This is a genomic window from Parasphingorhabdus sp., assembly GCF_048269915.1.
In the GTDB taxonomy this organism is placed as follows: Bacteria; Pseudomonadota; Alphaproteobacteria; order Sphingomonadales; family Sphingomonadaceae; genus Parasphingorhabdus.
The window spans coordinates 501,817-521,634 of record NZ_JBLWTY010000001.1; the positions used below are offsets into that span (position 1 = coordinate 501,817).

Below are 19,818 nucleotides of genomic sequence, written 5' to 3' on the forward strand. Positions count from 1 at the left end.
CCCAAAATGATATGTTGTATCTTAACACGCATTTTCCTATATCCAAGCCAAGCAACCGGAAAGTTAGTCAGCGAGTCGTGTTCACCGTAGCGAAATTGTGGGACAAAGAAGGTCTGTGGGTCAAGGATGGCCTGTGGGACCGTCTTGCCGTGCTTGTGTCCGGCCTGTGCCTTGTACATTGCATTTCCACGATTGCCTTTGTCGCGATCCTGTCCTCGGCGGGCGGTCTGCTGCTCGATCCGCTAATCCATGAAGTTGGTCTGGGAATCGCGATTGCGCTGGGACTGTTCACCTTGGGACGCGGCGTTCTGGAGCATGGCTATATCATGCCGGTAGCCGTCGGCAGCCTGGGGCTGGGGATGATGATGGGCGCGATCACGGTTGGCCATGAGGGCGGACATGGCGCCGCCGAGATTTTTTATACCATGTTGGGCGTCGGCGTTCTCGCGCTCGGCCATGATCTGAACTACCGCGCCACCCACTAATGCGCGCGCCCATTGCCCTCGTGGCGAAACATCCCTAAATTATCCTCATGGGAAAACATGATCATCACGAGCATCACGGCGAATCCTTAGCCGACGCGGCACGCGCCAATCTGGAAAAATCGGGCGAGAAATGGACCGATACAAGAGCGGCTATTTTTGAAGCCCTGGCCGGTTTCTCTCGCCCCGCCTCGGCCTATGACATTGCCGAGCTGGTTTCTGCAGCACGGGGCAAACGTGTTGCACCAAACAGTGTGTACCGGATTCTCGACCTATTTGTGGCCAACAATCTCGCGATGCGGGTCGAAAGTGCCAATGCCTACCTCGCCAACAGTCACCCTGGATGCGAACATGATTGCATTTTTCTGGTCTGCGATACCTGCGGCGAAGCCACCCATATCGACGACGACCCCTTGTCTCAGCAGGTCCGCAAGGTCGCGAAAAGCCAGGGGTTCAACTCCATCCGGCCAGTGATCGAAGTACGTGGTATTTGCCAGAAATGCAGCTGATCCGCCCCGCCGATCAGCAAAAATTCACAGTCAATCTGCGGAACGTTCGACAGCGCAAGGGAAAGCCGTTAAAGCTGGGGCCAATCAGGGAGTGAATATGCCGGTTTCGAATACACCTTTGCTGGACACCGTCGTCTTGCCGGCTGATCTGCGCAAATTAAAGCCCGAACAACTCCGGCAGTTTGCCGACGAGCTTCGCGCTGAGGTGATTGACACAGTATCGACAACCGGCGGCCATCTGGGTGCCGGTCTGGGTGTAGTCGAGCTCACAGCCGCAATCCATTATGTCTTCAATACACCCGAAGACCGGCTGATCTGGGATGTCGGCCATCAATGCTATCCACACAAGATCATCACCGGTCGCCGCGACCGGATCAGAACCCTGCGTCAGGGCGGAGGCCTCTCCGGCTTCACCAAACGCTCGGAGAGCGAATATGACCCTTTTGGCGCAGCGCACAGCTCGACATCGATCAGCGCAGCGCTCGGCTTTGCCATCGCCAACAAGCTGAACCACAAACCGGGCCGTGGCATAGCCGTTATCGGTGACGGCGCGATGAGCGCGGGCATGGCCTATGAAGCAATGAACAATGCTGCAGAGGCCGGCAATCGGCTGGTTGTCATTCTCAATGACAATGACATGTCAATCGCGCCACCGGTCGGCGGACTTTCAGCCTACCTCGCCCGTATCGTGTCCTCGCGCGAATTTCTCGGCGTGCGCCAGCTTGCCCGACGGATTGCTCGAAAACTGCCCAAGGCGCTCCATGACGCAGCGCGCAAGACCGATGAATATGCTCGCGGCATGACCATGGGCGGGACTTTGTTCGAGGAACTGGGATTCTATTATGTCGGGCCGATCGATGGTCATAATCTCGAACATCTCATTCCGGTTCTGGAAAATGTCCGCGACGCGGCGGAGGGGCCCTGCCTGATACATGTCGTCACCGAAAAGGGCAAAGGCTATAAATTTGCCGAGGAAGCGGCTGATAAATATCACGGCGTGGCCAAATTTGATGTAATCTCCGGCAAACAGGACAAGGGTCCTGGTGGCGGACCACCTGCCTATCAGAATGTGTTTGGCGAGACGCTGGCCAAACTGGCCGATAGCGATCCGCGTATCTGCGCCATTACCGCTGCCATGCCGACCGGTACCGGCGTCGATAAATTTGCCAAGGCACATCCAGACAAGGCTTTTGATGTCGGTATCGCCGAACAGCATGGGGTGACCTTTGCCGCCGGTCTGGCCGCCCAGGGCATGCGGCCTTTCTGCGCGATCTACTCGACCTTCCTGCAGCGCGCATATGACCAGGTCGTCCATGATGTGGCGATCCAAAATTTGCCGGTGCGCTTTGCAATCGACCGGGCAGGACTCGTCGGTGCGGATGGTAGCACCCATGCAGGCTCTTTCGACATCACCTATCTGGCAACCCTGCCCAATATGGTTGTCATGGCCGCTGCAGACGAAGCAGAACTGGCCCATATGACCTATACGGCAGCGGAATATGACGCTGGCCCGATCGCCTTTCGCTATCCGCGCGGCAACGGCACCGGGGTTGCGATTCCGGAGAAACTCGAACGGCTGGAAATCGGCAAGGGCCGGATCGTCAAACAGGGCAGCAAGGTCGCGATCCTGTCGCTCGGTGCGCGCCTCGAAGAGGCCAAAAAGGCAGCCAACCGGCTGGAAGCCAAGGGACTCAGCACCACAGTCGCCGACCTGCGTTTTGCCAAACCGCTCGACGAGGCTCTGATCCGCAAATTGCTCACCACCCACGAGGTAGCGGTCACGATCGAGGAAGCAGCCGTTGGCGGTCTTGGCGCACATGTCCTGACCTATGCATCGGACAATGGCCTCACCGACGCCGGCCTGAAGATTCGCACCATGCGCTTGCCCGATATATTTCAAGAACAGGACAAGCCGGATTTGCAATATAAGGAAGCGGGTCTTGATGCGAACGGCATTGTCGATACGGTGCTGAAGGCCTTGCGGCACAACAGCACCAATGTTGAGGATGCCGGAGCGCGAGCCTAACCAATATTGCAGCTTGTGATTGCTGGAAACGGTCTTTAGGCGTTTCCCCATGCCACCCGAACTCTCCCATATCGATCACTGGATTTTCGATCTCGACAATGTCCTTTATCCGGTAGAATGTGATTTATTCGCCCTGATCGATCTCAAGATGGGCGAATATATTGCCCGGACACTGGATTGTGATCTCGTCGAAGCGCGGAAAATCCAGAAGGGTTTTTTCCACGACCATGGCACCACGCTGGCGGGCTTGATGCATCACCATGGCACCGATCCGCATGATTTTCTCGATTTCGTGCATGATATCGACATGGATCGCCTTTCGCCTGCTCCGCTGGCTCGGAACGCGATTGAAGCGCTGCCCGGCGAAAAGCTCGTCTTTACCAACGCCGATCGACCCTATGCCGAAAAGGTGCTGGAGAAGCGGGGCTTTGATGGCTTGTTTCACAAGATGCATGACATTCTGGATGCGGACCTCGTGCCCAAGCCCCAGACCACCGCTTATATGAGCATGATCAGCGCCACCGGTATTGATCCGGCCCGCGCCCTGTTTGTCGAGGACACGGCGCGCAATTTGCGTCCGGCAAAAGATTTGGGCATGACAACCATCTGGATCAACACCGGGGCCGAATGGGCTGGCCGCGAGCATGATCCCGCCTATATTGACCACGAAATAACTGATCTGGAAAGCTGGGTCACCGGCCTCCACAGCGCGAAGGAAGAACAACCAACATGACCGCAGCATTGCAGACCATAATCGACACCGCCTGGGACAAACGGGAATCGCTGGGCCTGACAACCCAGGGCGAGGTCCGCGATGCCGTGGATAAGGCGCTGGCCATGCTCGACGATGGCAGCGGCAGGGTTGCTGAAAAGAAAGACGGCCAGTGGGTGGTCAACCAGTGGCTCAAGAAAGCGGTGCTGCTCTCCTTCCGGCTCAACGACAACAAGGTCATCGAAGGCCCCGGCGGTGCCAATCACTGGGACAAGGTGCCAAGCAAATTCACCGGATGGGGTGAAGACCGTTTCCGTGAAGCCGGATTCCGCTCCGTCCCCGGCTCGATCGTCCGGCAGGGCGCGTTCATCGGCCGCGGCGTCGTGCTGATGCCGAGCTTTGTCAATATCGGCGCCTATGTCGATGAAGGCACGATGGTCGACGGCTGGGCCACCGTGGGCAGCTGCGCGCAGATCGGCAAGAATGTCCATATTTCCGGCGGCGCCGGAATCGGCGGCGTGCTCGAGCCATTGCAGGCAGGTCCGGTGATCATCGAGGATGGCGCATTTATTGGCGCGCGGGCTGAAGTAGCCGAAGGCGTACGCGTTGGCGAAGGCGCGGTGCTCTCGATGGGCGTCTATCTCGGCGCCTCGACCAAGATTGTCGACCGCGTCACCGGCAAGATCTGGATCGGCGAAGTGCCCCCCTATGCGGTCGTGGTACCCGGCACTATGCCACCCAAGGTGAACGTTGATGGCGTCCCCGGCCCATCGCTCTATTGCGCGGTGATCGTCAAGACGGTCGATGCGCAGACGCGGTCGAAGACCGGTATCAACGAGTTGCTGCGCGACTGATGGCCACGCCGGTCAATCGGGTGAAGGTGACGCTGGAACCCAATGACCATCCCTATCGCAATGGCGCCTGGACTCCGGTTTTCGAGGAACTGGATACAGAAGATCTCGAAATAATCGGGACGATCCCCGCCGATATCGACGGGCTCTATGTCCGCAACACGGAAAACCCCGTGCACGACAGCATTGGCCGCTATCATCCCTTCGACGGCGACGGGATGATCCACACCATCCGGATCAAGGATGGCAAGGCGAGCTATCGCAACCGCTTCGTCCGGACCGAGGGTTTCGAAGCCGAACAGGCTGAAGGCGGGCCTTTGTGGATCGGTATCATGGGCAAACCCGATGATTCCAAACGCAAAGGGTGGGGCACGCATGGCAGCGTCAAGGACAGCAGCTCAACCGATGTCGTGGTCCATGCCGGTGCGATCCTGTCGACCTTCTATCAATGCGGCGAAGGCTATCAGCTTGATCCTGAAACCTTGGAAACGCTGGGTACGGCAGACTGGGTGCCGGCAGACGGCATTTCCGCCCATCCGAAAGTCGACGAGGCGACCGGCGAACTGCTGTTCTTCAACTATTCGACCAGGGCACCCTATCTCCACTATGGCGTCGTCGGGCCTGACAATAAGCTCAGGCATTTCATCCCGGTAGAACTTCCCGGCGCACGCCTGCCGCACGACATGGCCTTCACCGAAAATTTCGTGATTTTCAACGACTGCCCGCTCTACTGGAAGCCGGAGCTGATCGAGCGCAATCTCTATATTCCTTCATATCACCCCGACGAGCCGACCCGCTTCGGCATCATCCCGCGCTTGGGCCAGCCAGAGGATATCCAATGGTTCGAAGCCAGACCGACCTATGTGCTCCACTGGACCAATGCCTATGAAGAGGGCGACGAAATCGTCCTCGACGGCTATTATCAGAATGATCCGGTGCCGCCGCCATTGACCGATTTCCCGGCGGGCTATGAAAGCATGGGCGCGAGCATCGATCTGCACAGTTTCAAACCCGAACTGCATCGCTGGCGCTTCAATCTGAAAACCGGCGAGACCAGCGAAGAGACATTGTTCGATGATTATCCGGTCGAATTCGGAATGATCAACCAGCGGATCGCGGGACAGCCTTATCGCTATGTCTATAGCGTTACCGGCGAGCCGGGCTGGTTCCTGTTCAACGGCCTGACGAAACATGATCTGGCCACCGGCAAGGCGGAGCATCTCTCGTTCGGCGAAGAGCGTTACGGCTCGGAAGCCCCGTTCATTCCGCGCGCCAATGCGCGTTCAGAAGATGACGGCTATCTGATCAGCTTCATCACTGATATGAAGCAGGACCGGTCGGAATGTATCATCATCGATGCGCAGAATATTTCGGCAGGACCGGTGTGCACGATCATATTGCCGCACCGGATCAGTAGCGGCACGCATGCTACTTGGGCTTCGGGCGAGCAGATTGGGGCATAACTGTGCTCCGCATCAAGTGCGGAGCACGTCAATCAAACAACTCTGCATCACTCGCTTTACCGGCAGGCGGACTTAACCCCAGATGCTTCCACCCGCGATCATTGAGCGCCCGCCCCCGCGCGGTCCGCGCAATCAGCCCGAGCTGGATCAGATAGGGCTCGATCACTTCCTCGATCGTATCGCGCGGCTCGCTGAGCCCGGCCGCGAGCGTCTCCACACCCACCGGCCCGCCCTTGTAGATATCGGCGATCATATGGAGGTACCGCCGGTCCATCGCGTCGAGGCCAATGCTGTCGACCTCCAGCCGGGTCAGCGAGGCATCGGCGGTGGCCTGATCGACAATCGCGCTACCCGCGACATGGGCAAAATCCCGCACCCGGCGCAACAAGCGTCCGGCGATACGTGGCGTGCCCCGTGCGCGGCGCGCGACTTCGGTGGCACCATCGGGCGCAATCTCGAGATCAAGCAGCCGCGCAGCGCGGTGGACCACCTGCTCCAGCTCCTCGGTCGAATAGAAATTGAGCCGCACCGGAATGCCGAAACGGTCGCGCAATGGCGTGGTCAGCAGGCCCTGTCGCGTGGTTGCCCCGATCAGCGTGAATTGCGGCAAGTCGATCCGCACAGACCGCGCTGAAGGGCCTTCCCCAATGATCAGATCCAGCGCACGGTCTTCCATTGCCGGATAGAGCACTTCCTCGACCACCGGATTGAGCCGGTGGATCTCGTCGATAAACAGGACATCGCCTTCTTCGAGATTGGTCAGCAGCGCCGCCAGATCCCCGGACTTGGCAATCACCGGACCAGACGTGGCGCGAAAACCGACGCCCAGCTCGCGTGCGATAATCTGTGCCAGCGTGGTCTTGCCGAGCCCGGGTGGCCCGAAAAATAATGTGTGGTCCAGCGCCTCCTTGCGCTGCTTCGCCGCCTCGATAAACACCCGCAAATTCGCCCGCGCCGCCTCCTGCCCGACAAATTCGTCGAGCGTTTTCGGGCGCAGCGCGGCGTCGATGTCTTCCGGCTGCCGCTGCGGCGTAAGATGCGGATTATCAGTAACGGCCAATACCCCTGAATGCGTCACCCCGAACTTGTTTCAGGGTCCATTTTACGCCCATACACCGCCGGTGCGACAAGTGAAACAACCCTGCGTCTACATTCTCGCCAGCCAGCCGTACGGCACACTTTACATCGGCGTAACGTCGAACCTGATCCAGCGCCATCACCGCGCCGCCTTCTTCAACGCCAGCCGCACCAGCGCATCCAGGGTCGCGCCATCGCCTGCCTCGGCATCCGCCGCCGCCACCGCAGCACTGGCATCCGCCGGTTTGAACCCCAGATTCTGCAGGGCGCTAACCGCATCGGCGCTGTTGTTCGAGGGTGCGTGAACCGCGCCGCCGCCCGCAACCGAGTCGGTCGCGATACCGCCGACCTTGTCCTTCAACTCGTTGACAATCCTGAGCGCCAGCTTGGGACCTACACCGTTGGCGCGCGAAACCATCGCCTTGTCGCCCGTCGCCACGGCGCGCGAAATCTCGCCCGGCTCCAGCGCCGACAGGATCGCCAGCGCCACCTTGCCGCCGACGCCCTGCACCGAGATCAGCAACCGGAACCAGTCACGCTCCGAGCCACTGGCAAAGCCCATCAGCCGCATGTCGGTCTCGCTGACCTGCATTTCGGTATAGATGGTCGCGCCGTCGCCCTTGCCGCCGATCGCACCGATGGTCCGCGACGAACAGAAGACCAGATAGCCGACGCCATTCACGTCGAGCACGATATTGTCCGTGCCGATTTCGTCGATGGTGCCGGTCAGTTTTGCGATCATGCAAGTGTTTTAGCGCGGCAGGCGAATCTGTCGAGTTTTTGTTTTGTTCTTTTCCGTCTTACCGCCCGCGATGATGCGCATGGGTGATCGCCACGGCCAAGGCATCGGCGGCATCCGCGCCGGCCAGCTTTACACCGGGCAGCAGGATTTTGATCATCGCCTGCACCTGATCCTTGTCCGCCTTGCCGACGCCGACCACCGATTTCTTCACCGCCCGCGCGGCATATTCGCCGACTTCGATCCCGGTCCGCGACGCGCCGAGCAACACAACGCCGCGGGCCTGCCCCAGTTTCAACGTGCTTTGCGGATTGCTGTTGACGAACACTTCCTCGACCGCCGCGGCCTCCGGCTTATATTCCAGCAGCAGATCGGTCAGTTCGAGATCGAGCTTCAGCAGGCGGCTGGCCAAGGCCATTTTGGGATCGGTCTTGATCTGGCCATTGGCGATATGGGAGAGCCGGTTGCCCTGCGCGCTGATCACGCCCCAGCCGGTGGTGCCGAGACCCGGATCAAGGCCGAGAATGATCATCTCAAATATGCCGCATCAGATCGGCAGCCCGATACGGCGACCGACATAGGCCATGATCAGATAGAGGCTGATCGTCAGTACGCACCCGGCTGCCAGCGACAGCCAGAAACCGATACCATTGCGCAGCATCGTCGGAATCAACAGGAACATTGGAAGAGATGGAAGCACATACCAGAAGGTCGCTTCGGCATGCAGCGCCATATTTTCCGTATCGGGGCGCCCCCACCACAGGAAAATCATGCCCAATATCGAGATCAGCGGCAAGGACGCTACAAGCGCCCCGAAACTGGGCTGGCGCTGTGCGATAGCCGCTACCAGAGCCACGATCACTCCTGCGAGTGCGGCCTTGGCGGCAAATTCCCACATCACCCGGCGTTCAGTTTTTCCATGATCTCGTCGGACACGTCATAATTGCCCCAGACGGTCTGGACGTCGTCATCCTCTTCCAGCAGATCGATCAGGTTGAGCAGGGTTTCCGCCTGCTCCTGGTCCACTTCCACCTGCACCGATGGCCGCCACGCCAGCTTGACGCTCTCCGCTTCCCCGAGCGCCTTTTCCAGCGCACCGGAAACCTCGTGCAAATCTTCCATGGCGGTCCAGATTTCATGGCCGTCGCCGTCCGAGCTGATATCTTCCGCGCCCGCTTCCATGGCCGCTTCCAATACCTTGTCCTCACTACCGGCGTCGGCGGGATACTGAATATAGCCGACCCGGTCAAAACCGTGCGAAACGGAACCGCTTTCGCCCAGATTACCACCATTTCGCGACATGATCGTACGCACATTGGTGAACGTGCGATTGGTATTGTCGGTCAGGGTTTCGATGATCAGCGACACGCCGCCGGGGCCAAAACCTTCATAGCGCACTTCGTTATAATCATCGCCTTCATTCGCCGAAGCCTTGTCGATTGCCCGCTGGATATTATCCTTCGGCATTGACACAGCCTTGGCGTTATTGACCGCCAGACGAAGGCGCGGGTTCATATCGGGATCGGGCATACCCGATTTTGCCGCCACGGTTATTTCCCGGCTCAGCTTGGAAAAGGCGGCTGCCCGCTTCTTGTCCTGCGCACCCTTGCGATGCTTGATATTTGCAAATTTACTATGGCCTGCCATACGATTCGTCCGTTGTTTGGATGTTTTAGTGAAGGGCTCTTTGCCGCATGTTCGAAGCCAACTCAACCATTGGATGGGCAATCGGTCGACTGTCCGTCACCGCCGCCGACTTGCTGGCCTTTTTGCGCGCGCCAAAGCTGGACGGTACAGCCTCCCCAGCGCACCGGCAAACCACCGGCCTGTCTTGGCTTTTTGCGCTTAATCTGATCATCGTAGCGGCCATTGCGGCAGTTCTTGTCCCGATCATGCTGGCCCTTGATATCAGCATGTCGACCAACATGTCCGATCTGCTTAATCGTCCGGTCTGGCAGTTGCTGTTGCTTGTCGTCGTTGTCGGACCGATATTCGAGGAACTGATTTTCCGGTCCTGGCTGGGTGGGTCACCACGGTTGCTGGTCCCTTTTTTCGCTTTTGTGGCCTGGACGGCCGGCACATTCATTGCGGGAAAAATGGGTTGGATGCACGGCAATAGCATCGTGCCGCTGGTCCTGCTGGCCGGGGTCATGATCGCGGCCGTCGTCGGTCTGGCTGCCTTCTGGAAACGCCCTGTGCCCCAGTGGTTTGTCCGATTCTTCCCGCTGATCTTCTGGAGCCAGGCGCTGCTCTTCGCCTTCGTCCATGTCTTCAACTATGCAGGCGACAATCCCGCCACGATGCTGCCCTTTGTTTTGCCGCAGCTGGTTGGCGGCCTCATCTGGGGCTATGCCCGGATTCACCACGGCTGGTGGGCAAATATCGCGATGCACATGGCTTATAACCTGATCGCGACCAGCGGTTTGCTCTACATGGCTCTCACGCAGGCCGCAGGCCTCTAGTCGGTGACAACCGCGGTTCCCGAAGCGGAGACCATCAGCATCGATCCCTTCTCACCAACGACTTCATAGTCAAGATCAACGCCAACAACGGCATTGGCACCGACCTTCGCCGCCTCGGCCTCCATCTCCGCCAAGGCTTCATCCCGGGCCCGTTTCAGGACATTTTCATATTTGCCCGAACGCCCGCCGACAATATCGGTGATGCTGGCGAACAGGTCCCGAAACAGGTTGGCGCCGACGATCACTTCACCAATGACGATTCCGCGATAGTCACGGATAGCATGGCCTTCGACACTGGGCGTAGTGGTGACAATCATCGACGTTCTCCCAACTGGATTGACGATCCTAGCCGATCACTCAGGCAAGCCCAAGCGCCGATTTATAGGTGTCGAGAATGGCTTCCATTTCCTGACGGTCGTGGGTTTCCATTTTGCGCAATCGCACAATCTGGCGCATGATCTTGGCATCATAGCCCTGCGACTTGGCTTCGGAATAAACATCGCGGATATCGTCAGCCATGCCCTTTTTCTCTTCTTCCAGCCGTTCGATACGTTCAATAAACAGACGCAGCTGGTCTGCGGCAACATTGCCCTCGCTCATTCTCTTGTTCCTTTGAAAATCTATGTTCGGATTCGAAGCGTGTCTTTAAGCGGCGGCAGCGTTTTTGGCCACGCTTTCCTTCATCTTTTTGAGCCGCTCCGGCGTCGCCTCGGTCTGGTATTTTTTCTTCCATTCGCTGACAGGCATGCCGTGGATCGCCACCCGTGCCTCGTCCTTGGTCATCGCACCGCCCGCATCCACGGTCGCTTCCATCACCCAGTCGGCCAGGCAGTTGCGGCAGAAGCCCGCCAGGCCCATCAAATCGATATTTTCCGCGTCATGGCGGTGCTGCAAATGACTTACCAGACGGCGAAATGCAGCGGCTGCGGCGGCATCGGATATTTGATCGGTCATGTTCGTTTCCATTGTTTTTTGTTTTTAACCTGTCATGAAACAGGATTAGGCAAGGCGCCATTAAAGCGCCCAGAAGGAATTTGTAAATGGCATCGCCAATCTTCTCTCGCAACCGCAAGGTCAAAGTCCTGGCGACGCTCGGTCCGTCCAGCGGCAGCCCGGAAATGATCGAGAAAATGTACCGTGCCGGGGTCGATGCCTTCCGGATGAACATGAGCCACGGTGAACACAAGGCCCACGCCGCCAACGTGAAGTCGATTCGGGCGCTGGAAAAGAAGGTCGGCCGGCCGATTACCATATTGGCCGACCTGCAGGGCCCCAAATTGCGCATCGGCACTTTTGCCAAGCCACCCGTGATGCTGAAGGAAGGCGCCCGTTTCACTCTCGATATGGTCGAAAAACAGGGTGACGCAATGCGCGTCAGCCTTCCCCACAAAGAAATATTGGAGACTTTGCAGCCGGGTCACACCCTGCTGCTCGACGATGGCAAGATCCGGCTGGAAGTGATCGAGGCCGACGGGAAAAGCGTCGAGACCAAAGTAATCGTCGGCGGTGAAATATCCGATCGCAAGGGCGTCAATGTTCCCGAAGTAGTGCTGCCGGTCAGCTCGCTCACCGACAAGGATCGCAGGGACCTGACCTTTGCACTGGAACAGGATGTCGACTGGATCGCGCTCAGCTTCGTGCAGCGCCCCGAGGATGTCGCCGAAGCGCGGCGGCTGATCGACGGCAAGGCAGCGCTGCTCGCCAAGATCGAGAAACCCGCGGCGATCGACCGGCTCGACGAGATTCTCGAGCTGTCCGATGCGGTGATGGTGGCGCGCGGCGATCTCGGCGTCGAACTTTTGCCGGAACAGGTGCCCCCGCTGCAGAAAAAAATTGTCGCCGCGGCCCGCAAGCTTGGCCGGCCCGTAGTCGTTGCCACCCAGATGCTGGAATCGATGATCAAGTCGCCGACGCCGACTCGTGCCGAGGTATCGGACGTCGCAACCGCGATCTACGATGGCGCCGACGCGATCATGCTGTCGGCAGAATCGGCGGTCGGGGACTGGCCGATCGAATCCGCCACGATGATGGACCGGATTGCCGCGCAGGTGGAAAATGATCCCTCCTATGCCGACCGCGTCCATTTCACCGAGACCGTGCCCGACGAGACCACTGCCGATGCACTGGCGGCGGCGAGTTATAATATCGCCCGCACCATCGAGACATCAGCAATTGTCTGCTATACGGCTTCCGGTTCGACGGCGCGCAGAATGGCGCGCGAGCGGCCCTCCGTGCCGCTGCTGGTGCTTACACCCAACCGCCATACCGCTCGGAGAATCGGCCTGCTGTGGGGTGCCCACGCCGTGGTCACCCGCGATGTAAATGATTTCGAGGAGATGATTGCCAAGGCCAAGCGCATGGCCCTGCGGCATAAGCTCGGCCAGGCCGGTTCACGCCTGATAGTCTGCGCCGGTGTGCCTTTTGGCACGCCGGGATCGACCAATCTGCTGCACATCGTCCGCCTGAGCGGCGATGAACTCAAGCGCAGCTAGAGCAGCCGCAAGGCGCGCAATTCCCGTTCGAGCGCCTTCGCATCCGTAAAATGATGCCCGGCGAAGCCAACCGCTTCGCTCGCGGCAACATTGTCCATCCGGTCGTCAATGAAAATACACTGGTCGGCGCAACGGTCAAAACGTTTCAGGGCAAGCTCAAAAATTGCCCTGTCCGGTTTCATAAGCTTTTCTTCACCGGAAATGACGATATCGGAAAACTGGTCGAATATTGGTGCCAATGGTCGAAATTGCGCCCAGGATTCGGCACCGAAATTGCTGATACCGAATATCGGAACAGCCCGTTGCATCAAAGCGTGGACAATTTCATGCACGCCCTCGACAGGGCCGGGTATGGATTCGGGAAACCGTTCGGAATAGGCTTTGATAAGACTGGCATATTGCGGAAATTGACGGGATCGTTCCCTCACCATGTCGGCAAATGAGCGCCCGGCGTCATGCTGGAAATGCCATTCCGGGGTCACGACATGGTCAAGAAACCAGTCCAGCTCTTCGGGATCATCGATCAGCTTTTCAAACAAGCAGCGCAAATCCCAACGATACAGCACATTGCCAATATCAAAGACGACGGTGTCAATTTTGGAAATGGCAGAAGCTCCTGCCACAAACGGGCTTTTAGCCTTGGCGTGCTTTAAACCGGCGATTCGTCTTGTTGATCACATAAGTGCGACCACGGCGACGGATGACGCGGCAATCCCGGTGACGGTTTTTAAGCGACTTCAAAGAGTTGCGGACTTTCATTTTGGTACCACGCCTTGGTTATCTGAATTTCTTGAAAGCAGCCTTGCTGCGTTGAAGCAGGCCAATTAAGGTCGCCCGCCGTCAAAGTCAAGCGACCAGCGCTATTCTCCGCGAATTTCGATCAGTTTGCGCTCCCATGCCAGCGCATGCGCGACAATTTCGTCGAGATCGGCATGTTTCGGTTGCCAGGGGAATCGTTCCATGATCGCGCGATTGTCGGAAATCAGCGAATCGGGGTCGCCCGCCCGTCGACCTTCTATTTTCCGTTCGATTTTCATGTTGGTGACGCGGTCGACCGCGTCAAGCACCTCGAGCACGGAAAAACCGCGACCATAGCCGCAATTGAGCAAATGGTTCTGATTCGGCTCCGCGATCAGCGCCTCAAGCGCAAGTACATGGGCATCGGCAAGATCAGAGACATGGATATAGTCACGCACTCCGGTGCCATCCGGCGTGTCATAGTCGGTACCGAAGACGGCGACACTGTCGCGTTTGCCCAGCGCCGCCTCTACCGCGACTTTGATCAAATGGGTGGCACCAGCGGTCGACTGCCCCGCACGCGCCTGCGGATCAGCACCCGCGACATTGAAATAGCGCAGGGCACAGAAATTCAGGTCATGCGCCACCGAAACATCGCGTAGCATGTGCTCGGTCATCAGCTTCGACATGCCATAAGGGTTGATCGGCACTTGCGGCGTCGTTTCGCTGACGGGGCTTTCCTCGGGAATGCCATAGGTTGCCGCGGTCGATGAGAAGATGAAATGCTGCACTCCGCCGTTGACGGCCGATTCGATCAGACTACGGCTTTTGACACTGTTGTTATGGTAATATTTAAGCGGGTTTTCTACCGATTCCGGGACGATTACCGATCCGGCAAAATGCATGATCGCACCGATATTTTTCTCCTTGATGATCTTGGAGAGCAAAGGGGAATCCTCGATATCACCTTCATAGAAGGCGACATCCTCCGGAACCGCCCAGCGGAAACCGGTGGTCAGATTGTCGATCACCACAATTGGCCAGCCGGCATCACGCAACGCCAGAACCACATGGCTGCCAATATAGCCGGCCCCGCCAGTTACCAATATTGTGAACGGTTTCGCCATTGTTGCTTGATCCCTGTCTTTCCCAATATCGGCAATTTCAAACGCTCTGCCGCGCCTGGTACTTCCTTGGGTTAAACCGAGCGATGCGGCGATGCAATTTTTTACCGCCGTAGCCGGGATTATGCGCTAATAGGGCGCGGGGCGAAGTAAGGAGCGTGTATCATGACCGGTTTTCATTCATTCGCAACAGTGACTTTGGCTGGATTGTTCTTGTCGGGATGCACGGCGATGATGCCGCCGGTTGACGTCACCCGCTTCCACAATGCCCAGGTTGCTGCGATCGTCCCGGGCAGTGTCGTCATTGAGGCTAATGTCCTGGAGGAAGGCGATAGCCGCAGCATTGAATATGCGACCTATTCCGCCGCCATATTGCACGAGTTACAACGGGTTGGCTTCACAGAAGCCCGCGACGGTGCCGAACAAAGCCAATATGTTGCCCGCTATACGATCGAAAGGGTGGTTCTCAGTGCAAGCGGGGTACGCTCTCCTGTCTCGGTCGGTGTCGGCGGCAGCACCGGCAGCTACGGGTCGGGCGTCGGTCTGGGCATCGGAATCAATCTTGGCGGTCGGCCAAAGGACCGGATCGTCACCGAATTGTCGGTCCGGATCACCGACCGCGATGCTGGCAGCGTTGTCTGGGAGGGCCGTGCCTCGGTGGAAGCCAAACAGGGATCGCCGGCATCGCAGCCCGGTCTGGCGGCAGCAAAATTGGCAGAAGCCCTATTCAGGGACTTCCCCGGAGAGTCAGGAACCACTATCAGAGTGCCATGAGCATCCAGATCACCAGCGCGTTCGATAGCGGTAATATCGAAGTCCACGCCATTGATGGCACTTCTGCGACATTGTCCATCCGGAAGGACAAGGACAGCGAATTTTTCCAGTGGTTCCATTTCCGGGTTACCTGCGCCATCGGCGACGAACTGGAACTGGCCATCACCGGGCTGAAAGAATCGGCTTATCCGCAGGGCTGGCCCGAATATGACGCCTGCGTCAGCGAAGACCGCGACTATTGGGGCCGTGCAGCGAGCAGCTATGATGAAGAAAGCGGCACGCTGACGATCCGGTATACGGCGAGCAGCAATATCATCTGGTTTGCCTATTTCGCGCCGTACAGCATCGAACGCCATCACGACCTGATCGCCGAGACCGCTGCCGTCGAGGGCGTTACGGTTCGGGCGCTCGGCTATAGCCTCGAAGGACAGGCGATCGACTGTATCGAGATGGGCGGCGGGACAAAGCAGGTCTGGCTCTACGGCCGCCAGCATCCTGGCGAAAGCATGGCGCAATGGTGGATGGAAGGTGCGCTGGAAATGCTGACCGATCCGTCGGCCCCGCACGCAAGGCTCTTGTTACAGCAATGCCGGTTCCATATCGTTCCCAATATGAACCCCGATGGTTCGCGTAGGGGGCATTTACGAACCAATTACGCCGGGACGAATCTCAATCGGGAATGGCATGAACCGAGCCCGGAAAAATCCCCTGAAGTGCTCTGCGTCCGCAATGCAATGGACGAAAGCGGTGTCAACTTTGCTATGGATGTCCACGGAGATGAGGCTATTCCTGCGGTTTTCATTGCCGGTTTTGAAGGTATAGCCTCGATCACCGACGCGCAGCTGGGCAAATATCATGACTTTCGCGATCGCCTCGCCCGACGCACCCCGGATTTCCAGACCGAGCTTGGCTATCCGACCGCTGCGAAGGGCAAGGCCAATCTGTCGATGTCGACCAATCAACTGGCAGAGCGCTTTGGCGCCGTGGCGATGACTCTGGAAATGCCCTTCAAGGATAACCGCGATCTGCCTGATGCCGAACAGGGCTGGTCCCCTGAACGCTGCATATTGCTGGCCCGTGAATGTCTCGCCACGCTGGCGGAGATGATCGACGAAATCTAGCAAATGACGAAGACAGAGAGATTCGATGCGTCGGCATTCTTCTCTCGAAGCTTGTGGTAAAACAGGACGCCCTGTTGCGGTTCACCCCTGAAATCTCAGCGCCTCGTTAAACTCATCCAACTGCCTGAAATAATTCCTCGAGAACGTCGGAATAATGGGCCTGCGCCACATCCGGGTGAGAACGAAGCCGGGCCTTCAGATGGTTTAGCCCGATATCACGGAACATTGGGTTTGCCGGATCAGAGCTTACACCTCGCTCCTTTTGCTTCAGCTCATCCGGCAGGTCGATTAGAGGAACAGTTCCGTCGAAGCTTGCTCCGAAGAAAAATGGGATCGAAAATCTCTCCGTGCCTGCAGGTGGTGCGACCACCGTATGGATATCTGCATGGACGAATCCGTTGGTGGCCAGTTCAAGCAGCTCACCCGTGTTCACAATGAAGGTGCCGGGAATGGGTGGGGCATCAATCCAGCTTCCATCCTGGCTTTGAACACGAAGGCCAGGCAAGACATCTTGCAGCAATATTGTCACCAGGCCGCCATCCTTGTGGGCCCCAACACCCTGATCCGATTGAGAGCCCTCTAAGCCTGGATAACGGAGAATCTTCATATGCTGGCGAGGACCGGATTCATACATCGGAGCAAAGAAGTTCTTGTCCTGACCGAGAGCCAAGGCAATGGCCTCGAGGACCGCAATGCTGACACGTGTAACTTCTGCCTGATAACGTAAAATGGTTGTTTTGAATTCAGGAAGCCCTGCCGGCCATTGGTTGGGCCCGAGCGCCCGCTTCCAGACGGGCGCTTCCGGACTCAGTTCCGCAATATCCTCTTCACAGTCGAAATCGACCTGCTCCCGCCAATCCTGTTGACCACCCGTCAACTCCATGCCAGCGCGGTTATACCCCCGAAACTGCGGGGAGTTGAGCATATCGATTGATACTTTTTCTGCTTCCGGCAAGGCAAAAAACTGCTTTGTTGCTTCGATGGCATCTGTTGTCAGCTTTGCGTCTACGCCATGTCCGGCAAGATAGAAAAAACCGTAGTTATGAAGAATATCGCGAAGTTTCGAGAGGAAGAATGCCTGATCTTCGCTTGTCCCGCGCATTAGCGAGATATCTAGAACTGGAAGTGAGGGCGCGACATTAGCAGCGGCCATTTCTGCTTCGTTATCAGATGATGATTTAAGACCATCGCTTGTTTCAGAAATCGCATAATCTTCCAGATCGGAATTTATGAAAAGGTCAGTCATTATATATCCTCTCAAATCGTGCATCTTGGTGACCTTCGTTGATTGGAATCTCCAACCTGCATCATTTCTTCAATGACGATCACTTGGTCTTTAGGATGATGATTTAAGGGTCTCGGTAAACCACATTCGATCCCATGATTTTTCATGGGCAAGGGCCCACAATACATGATGAATATTGCTGATGCGCATCGTCGGGCTGGATCTTGACGCCCCCCCTGTTCTTGAACGGCATCAAAAAATGAGAGGGTGGTCCGTAACTGATTTCGTTTAAAGATTTCCGGGCAAAGGCTGAGAATAGAGGCCGTCGTCGCTGGACCCGGATATGTTATAGGAGTCCGGCTGCACCTGTATACGTCGATAGACCAGTGGAGGGCTTTCGTCGCAATGCAACTCCATGATATCGGCAATATTGGCAGCATCCGCATTGGTCCGCCGCTGGTTATGACGGACATAGTCCAGCCACGTCGCTACATGATAACGCTCAACCCACAACCGGGTGTTCGAAAGATCGCGATATAATGTCCACCTTCTTGCGCCATCCCTTCTTCGAATGCGGCGACGTTCATTCATGACAGCGAGAAAACGGGAAATATTTGCGGGGTCGATCTTGTAATGGATAGTGATCGCTACCGGCCCGTTTCTTGGATCTACCGGAACATCGGTGTTTGGTTCGTTCCATCGACGCAAGGGATTAAGATCTACATCGTCAACTTGAGGCAACGGCATGAAACGCCCCCCGATGATACTTGCACACAATAATAAACAGGCAAGGAGCAACGCTCTTGTGACTCCGATATGCGTAGCAGCCATGCCAAACAGGCTACTGCCTATTGCCATACCGCCAAAGGCGGCCATCTGATAAAGCGATATGGCGCGCGCAACCACCCATCTTGGCGATGCTAGTTGCATGGTGACATTGAGCGTTGAGAGCACCAATATCCAGGCCGCACCGGCAATGACAAGGGCTGGCACAGTGATCATGATATTGGTGGAAAGCGCGGTTATCGCCCCGCCGACTGCCATTATAGCGCTCGCCACGGAAACCACACCGCCAGCCGATAGCCGATGGCGAAGCGGTGAACTCAGCAATGCCCCGGCGACCGCGCCAGCGCCAAAGGCTCCCAGCAAAATGCCGTAGGTAATGGCATCACCCTGCAAGAGATCGCGCGTAATGACCGGCATTAGTGCGGAGACAGCGCTCGCGCATATTGAAAACATGATGGCTCTGGCCATGACTTTGAGCATATGCGGCGACATGGAAACATAGCGCAGGCCGCCCATCATTGCGCTGCCGATCCGCTCCGGGGGGAGAGCGTTTGCGTCTTGCTCGGGGCGCCAGCGCAGCAATACTGCAAGAAGCCCGAAATAGCTTATGCAGTTCACTAAAAACGCCGCTGCTGCGCCAGCAAAAGCGACAATCGCACCTCCCAGTGCTGGTCCGGCGCTGCGCGCGATATTAAATGCTGCGCTGTTCAAGGCGACAGCGGCAGGAAGCATGGGCTTGGGTACTATATCGCCAACCGATGCCTGCCATGCAGGACCGTTAAGAGCATTGCCGCACCCGATCAGGAATGTGAAGGTTAGCAGCATATAAGGTGAAGCAAAACCGAAATAGGTTAGCAATGCGAGCAAAACGGACACCGTCAACATGAAACATTGTGCCGTCAACATGACGCGTCGACGATCGAGATTATCGGCGACGGCTCCGGCAAACAGGGCCAGAAGCATGATGGGCAAGGTGATGGATGTTTGCACCAGGGCAACCATGCGCGGCGAAGATGTGAGCTCCAGCATGAGCCAGGATGCGCCAACAGACTGGATCAGGAAACCCAGATTAGACAGCAGATTTGCTATCCAGATTCCCCTGTATAAGGGAATGGACAGCGGCGACTGAGCCGTCGTTACATTGCTCTGGCGCGTGCTATCATCATCCGGAGTGACCATGCGTGTCAGCTATACTAAGTTTCCTTGTGCCTCCAATAATTCGAAGGTTTTGCTAGAT

General features: G+C 57.3%; 23 protein-coding genes and 1 pseudogene. 11 read left to right on the top strand and 13 right to left on the bottom strand.

Annotated features, from left to right (window positions below):
• Positions 1 to 77: 77 nt before the first annotated feature.
• From ACN0WX_RS02320 to ACN0WX_RS02345, 6 genes are all read left to right on the top strand, one after another.
• Positions 78 to 485, top strand: a complete 408-nt coding sequence (locus ACN0WX_RS02320) for a MerC domain-containing protein (protein WP_417620662.1) — start codon at positions 78 to 80, stop codon at positions 483 to 485.
• 47 nt (positions 486 to 532) lie between these two features.
• Positions 533 to 991, top strand: coding sequence for a Fur family transcriptional regulator (locus ACN0WX_RS02325; RefSeq protein ID WP_417620663.1), 459 nt, complete (start codon positions 533 to 535; stop codon positions 989 to 991).
• Positions 992 to 1,088: 97 nt separating this feature from the next.
• Positions 1,089 to 3,017, top strand: coding sequence for a 1-deoxy-D-xylulose-5-phosphate synthase (gene dxs / locus ACN0WX_RS02330; protein ID WP_417620664.1), 1,929 nt, complete (start codon positions 1,089 to 1,091; stop codon positions 3,015 to 3,017).
• Positions 3,018 to 3,066: 49 nt separating this feature from the next.
• Positions 3,067 to 3,750 carry a pyrimidine 5'-nucleotidase gene (locus ACN0WX_RS02335; protein ID WP_417620665.1) on the top strand — a complete coding sequence of 228 codons (684 nt, stop codon included), beginning with the start codon at positions 3,067 to 3,069 and terminating at the stop codon, positions 3,748 to 3,750.
• Positions 3,747 to 4,583, top strand: a complete 837-nt coding sequence (gene dapD, locus ACN0WX_RS02340; RefSeq protein ID WP_417620666.1) for a 2,3,4,5-tetrahydropyridine-2,6-dicarboxylate N-succinyltransferase — start codon at positions 3,747 to 3,749, stop codon at positions 4,581 to 4,583. The genes ACN0WX_RS02335 and dapD overlap by 4 nt, the downstream gene beginning before the upstream one ends.
• Positions 4,583 to 6,043, top strand: coding sequence for a carotenoid oxygenase family protein (locus ACN0WX_RS02345; protein ID WP_417620667.1), 1,461 nt, complete (start codon positions 4,583 to 4,585; stop codon positions 6,041 to 6,043). The genes dapD and ACN0WX_RS02345 overlap by 1 nt, the downstream gene beginning before the upstream one ends.
• Before the next feature lie 28 nt (positions 6,044 to 6,071).
• Here ACN0WX_RS02345 and ruvB read toward each other — a convergent pair whose 3' ends face one another.
• Positions 6,072 to 7,103 carry a Holliday junction branch migration DNA helicase RuvB gene (gene ruvB, locus ACN0WX_RS02350; protein ID WP_417621189.1) on the bottom strand — a complete coding sequence of 344 codons (1,032 nt, stop codon included), beginning with the start codon at positions 7,101 to 7,103 and terminating at the stop codon, positions 6,072 to 6,074.
• A 70-nt stretch (positions 7,104 to 7,173) separates the two neighbouring features.
• Between ruvB and ACN0WX_RS02355 the strand changes: the two are divergent.
• A pseudogene (locus tag ACN0WX_RS02355) lies at positions 7,174 to 7,257 on the top strand (GIY-YIG nuclease family protein); the annotation flags it as partial.
• A gap of 2 nt (positions 7,258 to 7,259) precedes the next feature.
• Here ACN0WX_RS02355 and ruvA read toward each other — a convergent pair.
• From ruvA to ACN0WX_RS02375, 4 genes are read right to left on the bottom strand one after another with little or no spacing between them, the layout of a single operon-like run.
• Complete coding sequence (gene ruvA / locus ACN0WX_RS02360) at positions 7,260 to 7,862, bottom strand: Holliday junction branch migration protein RuvA (protein ID WP_417620668.1); 603 nt, start codon at positions 7,860 to 7,862, stop codon at positions 7,260 to 7,262.
• A 58-nt stretch (positions 7,863 to 7,920) separates the two neighbouring features.
• Positions 7,921 to 8,391, bottom strand: a complete 471-nt coding sequence (gene ruvC / locus ACN0WX_RS02365) for a crossover junction endodeoxyribonuclease RuvC (protein ID WP_417620669.1) — start codon at positions 8,389 to 8,391, stop codon at positions 7,921 to 7,923.
• Between the two features lie 15 nt (positions 8,392 to 8,406).
• The gene (locus tag ACN0WX_RS02370) at positions 8,407 to 8,757 is read right to left on the bottom strand and encodes a DUF3147 family protein (protein ID WP_417621190.1); all 351 of its coding nucleotides are present in this window, start codon (positions 8,755 to 8,757) and stop codon (positions 8,407 to 8,409) included.
• Entirely contained in the window at positions 8,757 to 9,506 is a 750-nt protein-coding gene (locus ACN0WX_RS02375) for a YebC/PmpR family DNA-binding transcriptional regulator (protein WP_417620670.1), read from the bottom strand. The genes ACN0WX_RS02370 and ACN0WX_RS02375 overlap by 1 nt, the downstream gene beginning before the upstream one ends.
• 47 nt (positions 9,507 to 9,553) lie before the next feature.
• On the opposite strand from ACN0WX_RS02375, the gene ACN0WX_RS02380 reads away from it, so the two are divergent.
• Positions 9,554 to 10,321 (top strand): type II CAAX prenyl endopeptidase Rce1 family protein, encoded by a 768-nt coding sequence (locus ACN0WX_RS02380; RefSeq protein WP_417620671.1) that lies wholly within the window; start codon positions 9,554 to 9,556, stop codon positions 10,319 to 10,321.
• Here the strand turns inward: ACN0WX_RS02380 and ACN0WX_RS02385 are convergent.
• The 3 genes from ACN0WX_RS02385 to ACN0WX_RS02395 are packed head-to-tail and all read right to left on the bottom strand — an operon-like array spanning position 10,318 to position 11,275.
• Positions 10,318 to 10,638, bottom strand: coding sequence for a heavy metal-binding domain-containing protein (locus ACN0WX_RS02385; RefSeq protein ID WP_417620672.1), 321 nt, complete (start codon positions 10,636 to 10,638; stop codon positions 10,318 to 10,320). The genes ACN0WX_RS02380 and ACN0WX_RS02385 overlap by 4 nt on opposite strands.
• A 40-nt stretch (positions 10,639 to 10,678) precedes the next feature.
• Complete coding sequence (locus ACN0WX_RS02390; protein ID WP_100093000.1) at positions 10,679 to 10,921, bottom strand: DUF2312 domain-containing protein; 243 nt, start codon at positions 10,919 to 10,921, stop codon at positions 10,679 to 10,681.
• Positions 10,922 to 10,966: 45 nt separating this feature from the next.
• Positions 10,967 to 11,275, bottom strand: coding sequence for a DUF1244 domain-containing protein (locus tag ACN0WX_RS02395; RefSeq protein ID WP_417620673.1), 309 nt, complete (start codon positions 11,273 to 11,275; stop codon positions 10,967 to 10,969).
• An 86-nt stretch (positions 11,276 to 11,361) separates the two neighbouring features.
• Between ACN0WX_RS02395 and pyk the strand changes: the two genes are divergently transcribed.
• Positions 11,362 to 12,813: a pyruvate kinase gene (gene pyk, locus ACN0WX_RS02400; RefSeq protein WP_417620674.1), complete on the top strand. Its 1,452-nt coding sequence runs from the start codon at positions 11,362 to 11,364 to the stop codon at positions 12,811 to 12,813.
• Here pyk and ACN0WX_RS02405 read toward each other — a convergent pair.
• The 3 genes from ACN0WX_RS02405 to galE form a co-directional block, all read right to left on the bottom strand.
• Positions 12,810 to 13,436 (bottom strand): HAD family hydrolase, encoded by a 627-nt coding sequence (locus tag ACN0WX_RS02405; protein WP_417620675.1) that lies wholly within the window; start codon positions 13,434 to 13,436, stop codon positions 12,810 to 12,812. The two genes, pyk and ACN0WX_RS02405, sit on opposite strands and share 4 nt — an antisense overlap.
• A 10-nt stretch (positions 13,437 to 13,446) precedes the next feature.
• Positions 13,447 to 13,572, bottom strand: a complete 126-nt coding sequence (ykgO, locus tag ACN0WX_RS02410) for a type B 50S ribosomal protein L36 (RefSeq protein WP_011415100.1) — start codon at positions 13,570 to 13,572, stop codon at positions 13,447 to 13,449.
• Between the two features lie 101 nt (positions 13,573 to 13,673).
• Positions 13,674 to 14,678, bottom strand: coding sequence for a UDP-glucose 4-epimerase GalE (galE, locus tag ACN0WX_RS02415; RefSeq protein ID WP_417620676.1), 1,005 nt, complete (start codon positions 14,676 to 14,678; stop codon positions 13,674 to 13,676).
• 162 nt (positions 14,679 to 14,840) lie between these two features.
• Between galE and ACN0WX_RS02420 the strand changes: the two genes are divergently transcribed.
• Both ACN0WX_RS02420 and ACN0WX_RS02425 read left to right on the top strand, forming a co-directional pair.
• Entirely contained in the window at positions 14,841 to 15,449 is a 609-nt protein-coding gene (locus ACN0WX_RS02420) for a DUF4136 domain-containing protein (protein WP_417620677.1), read from the top strand.
• Positions 15,446 to 16,570 (top strand): M14-type cytosolic carboxypeptidase, encoded by a 1,125-nt coding sequence (locus ACN0WX_RS02425; RefSeq protein WP_417620678.1) that lies wholly within the window; start codon positions 15,446 to 15,448, stop codon positions 16,568 to 16,570. The genes ACN0WX_RS02420 and ACN0WX_RS02425 overlap by 4 nt, the downstream gene beginning before the upstream one ends.
• Positions 16,571 to 16,682: 112 nt before the next feature.
• On the opposite strand, the gene ACN0WX_RS02430 is transcribed toward ACN0WX_RS02425, so the two are convergent.
• Together ACN0WX_RS02430 and ACN0WX_RS02435 are read right to left on the bottom strand one after the other, a co-directional pair.
• Positions 16,683 to 17,816 (bottom strand): isopenicillin N synthase family dioxygenase, encoded by a 1,134-nt coding sequence (locus tag ACN0WX_RS02430; RefSeq protein WP_417620679.1) that lies wholly within the window; start codon positions 17,814 to 17,816, stop codon positions 16,683 to 16,685.
• Positions 17,817 to 18,083: 267 nt separating this feature from the next.
• On the bottom strand, positions 18,084 to 19,760 hold the full coding sequence (locus ACN0WX_RS02435; protein WP_417620680.1) for an MFS transporter: 1,677 nt from the start codon (positions 19,758 to 19,760) through the stop codon (positions 18,084 to 18,086).
• Positions 19,761 to 19,818: the final 58 nt, after the last annotated feature.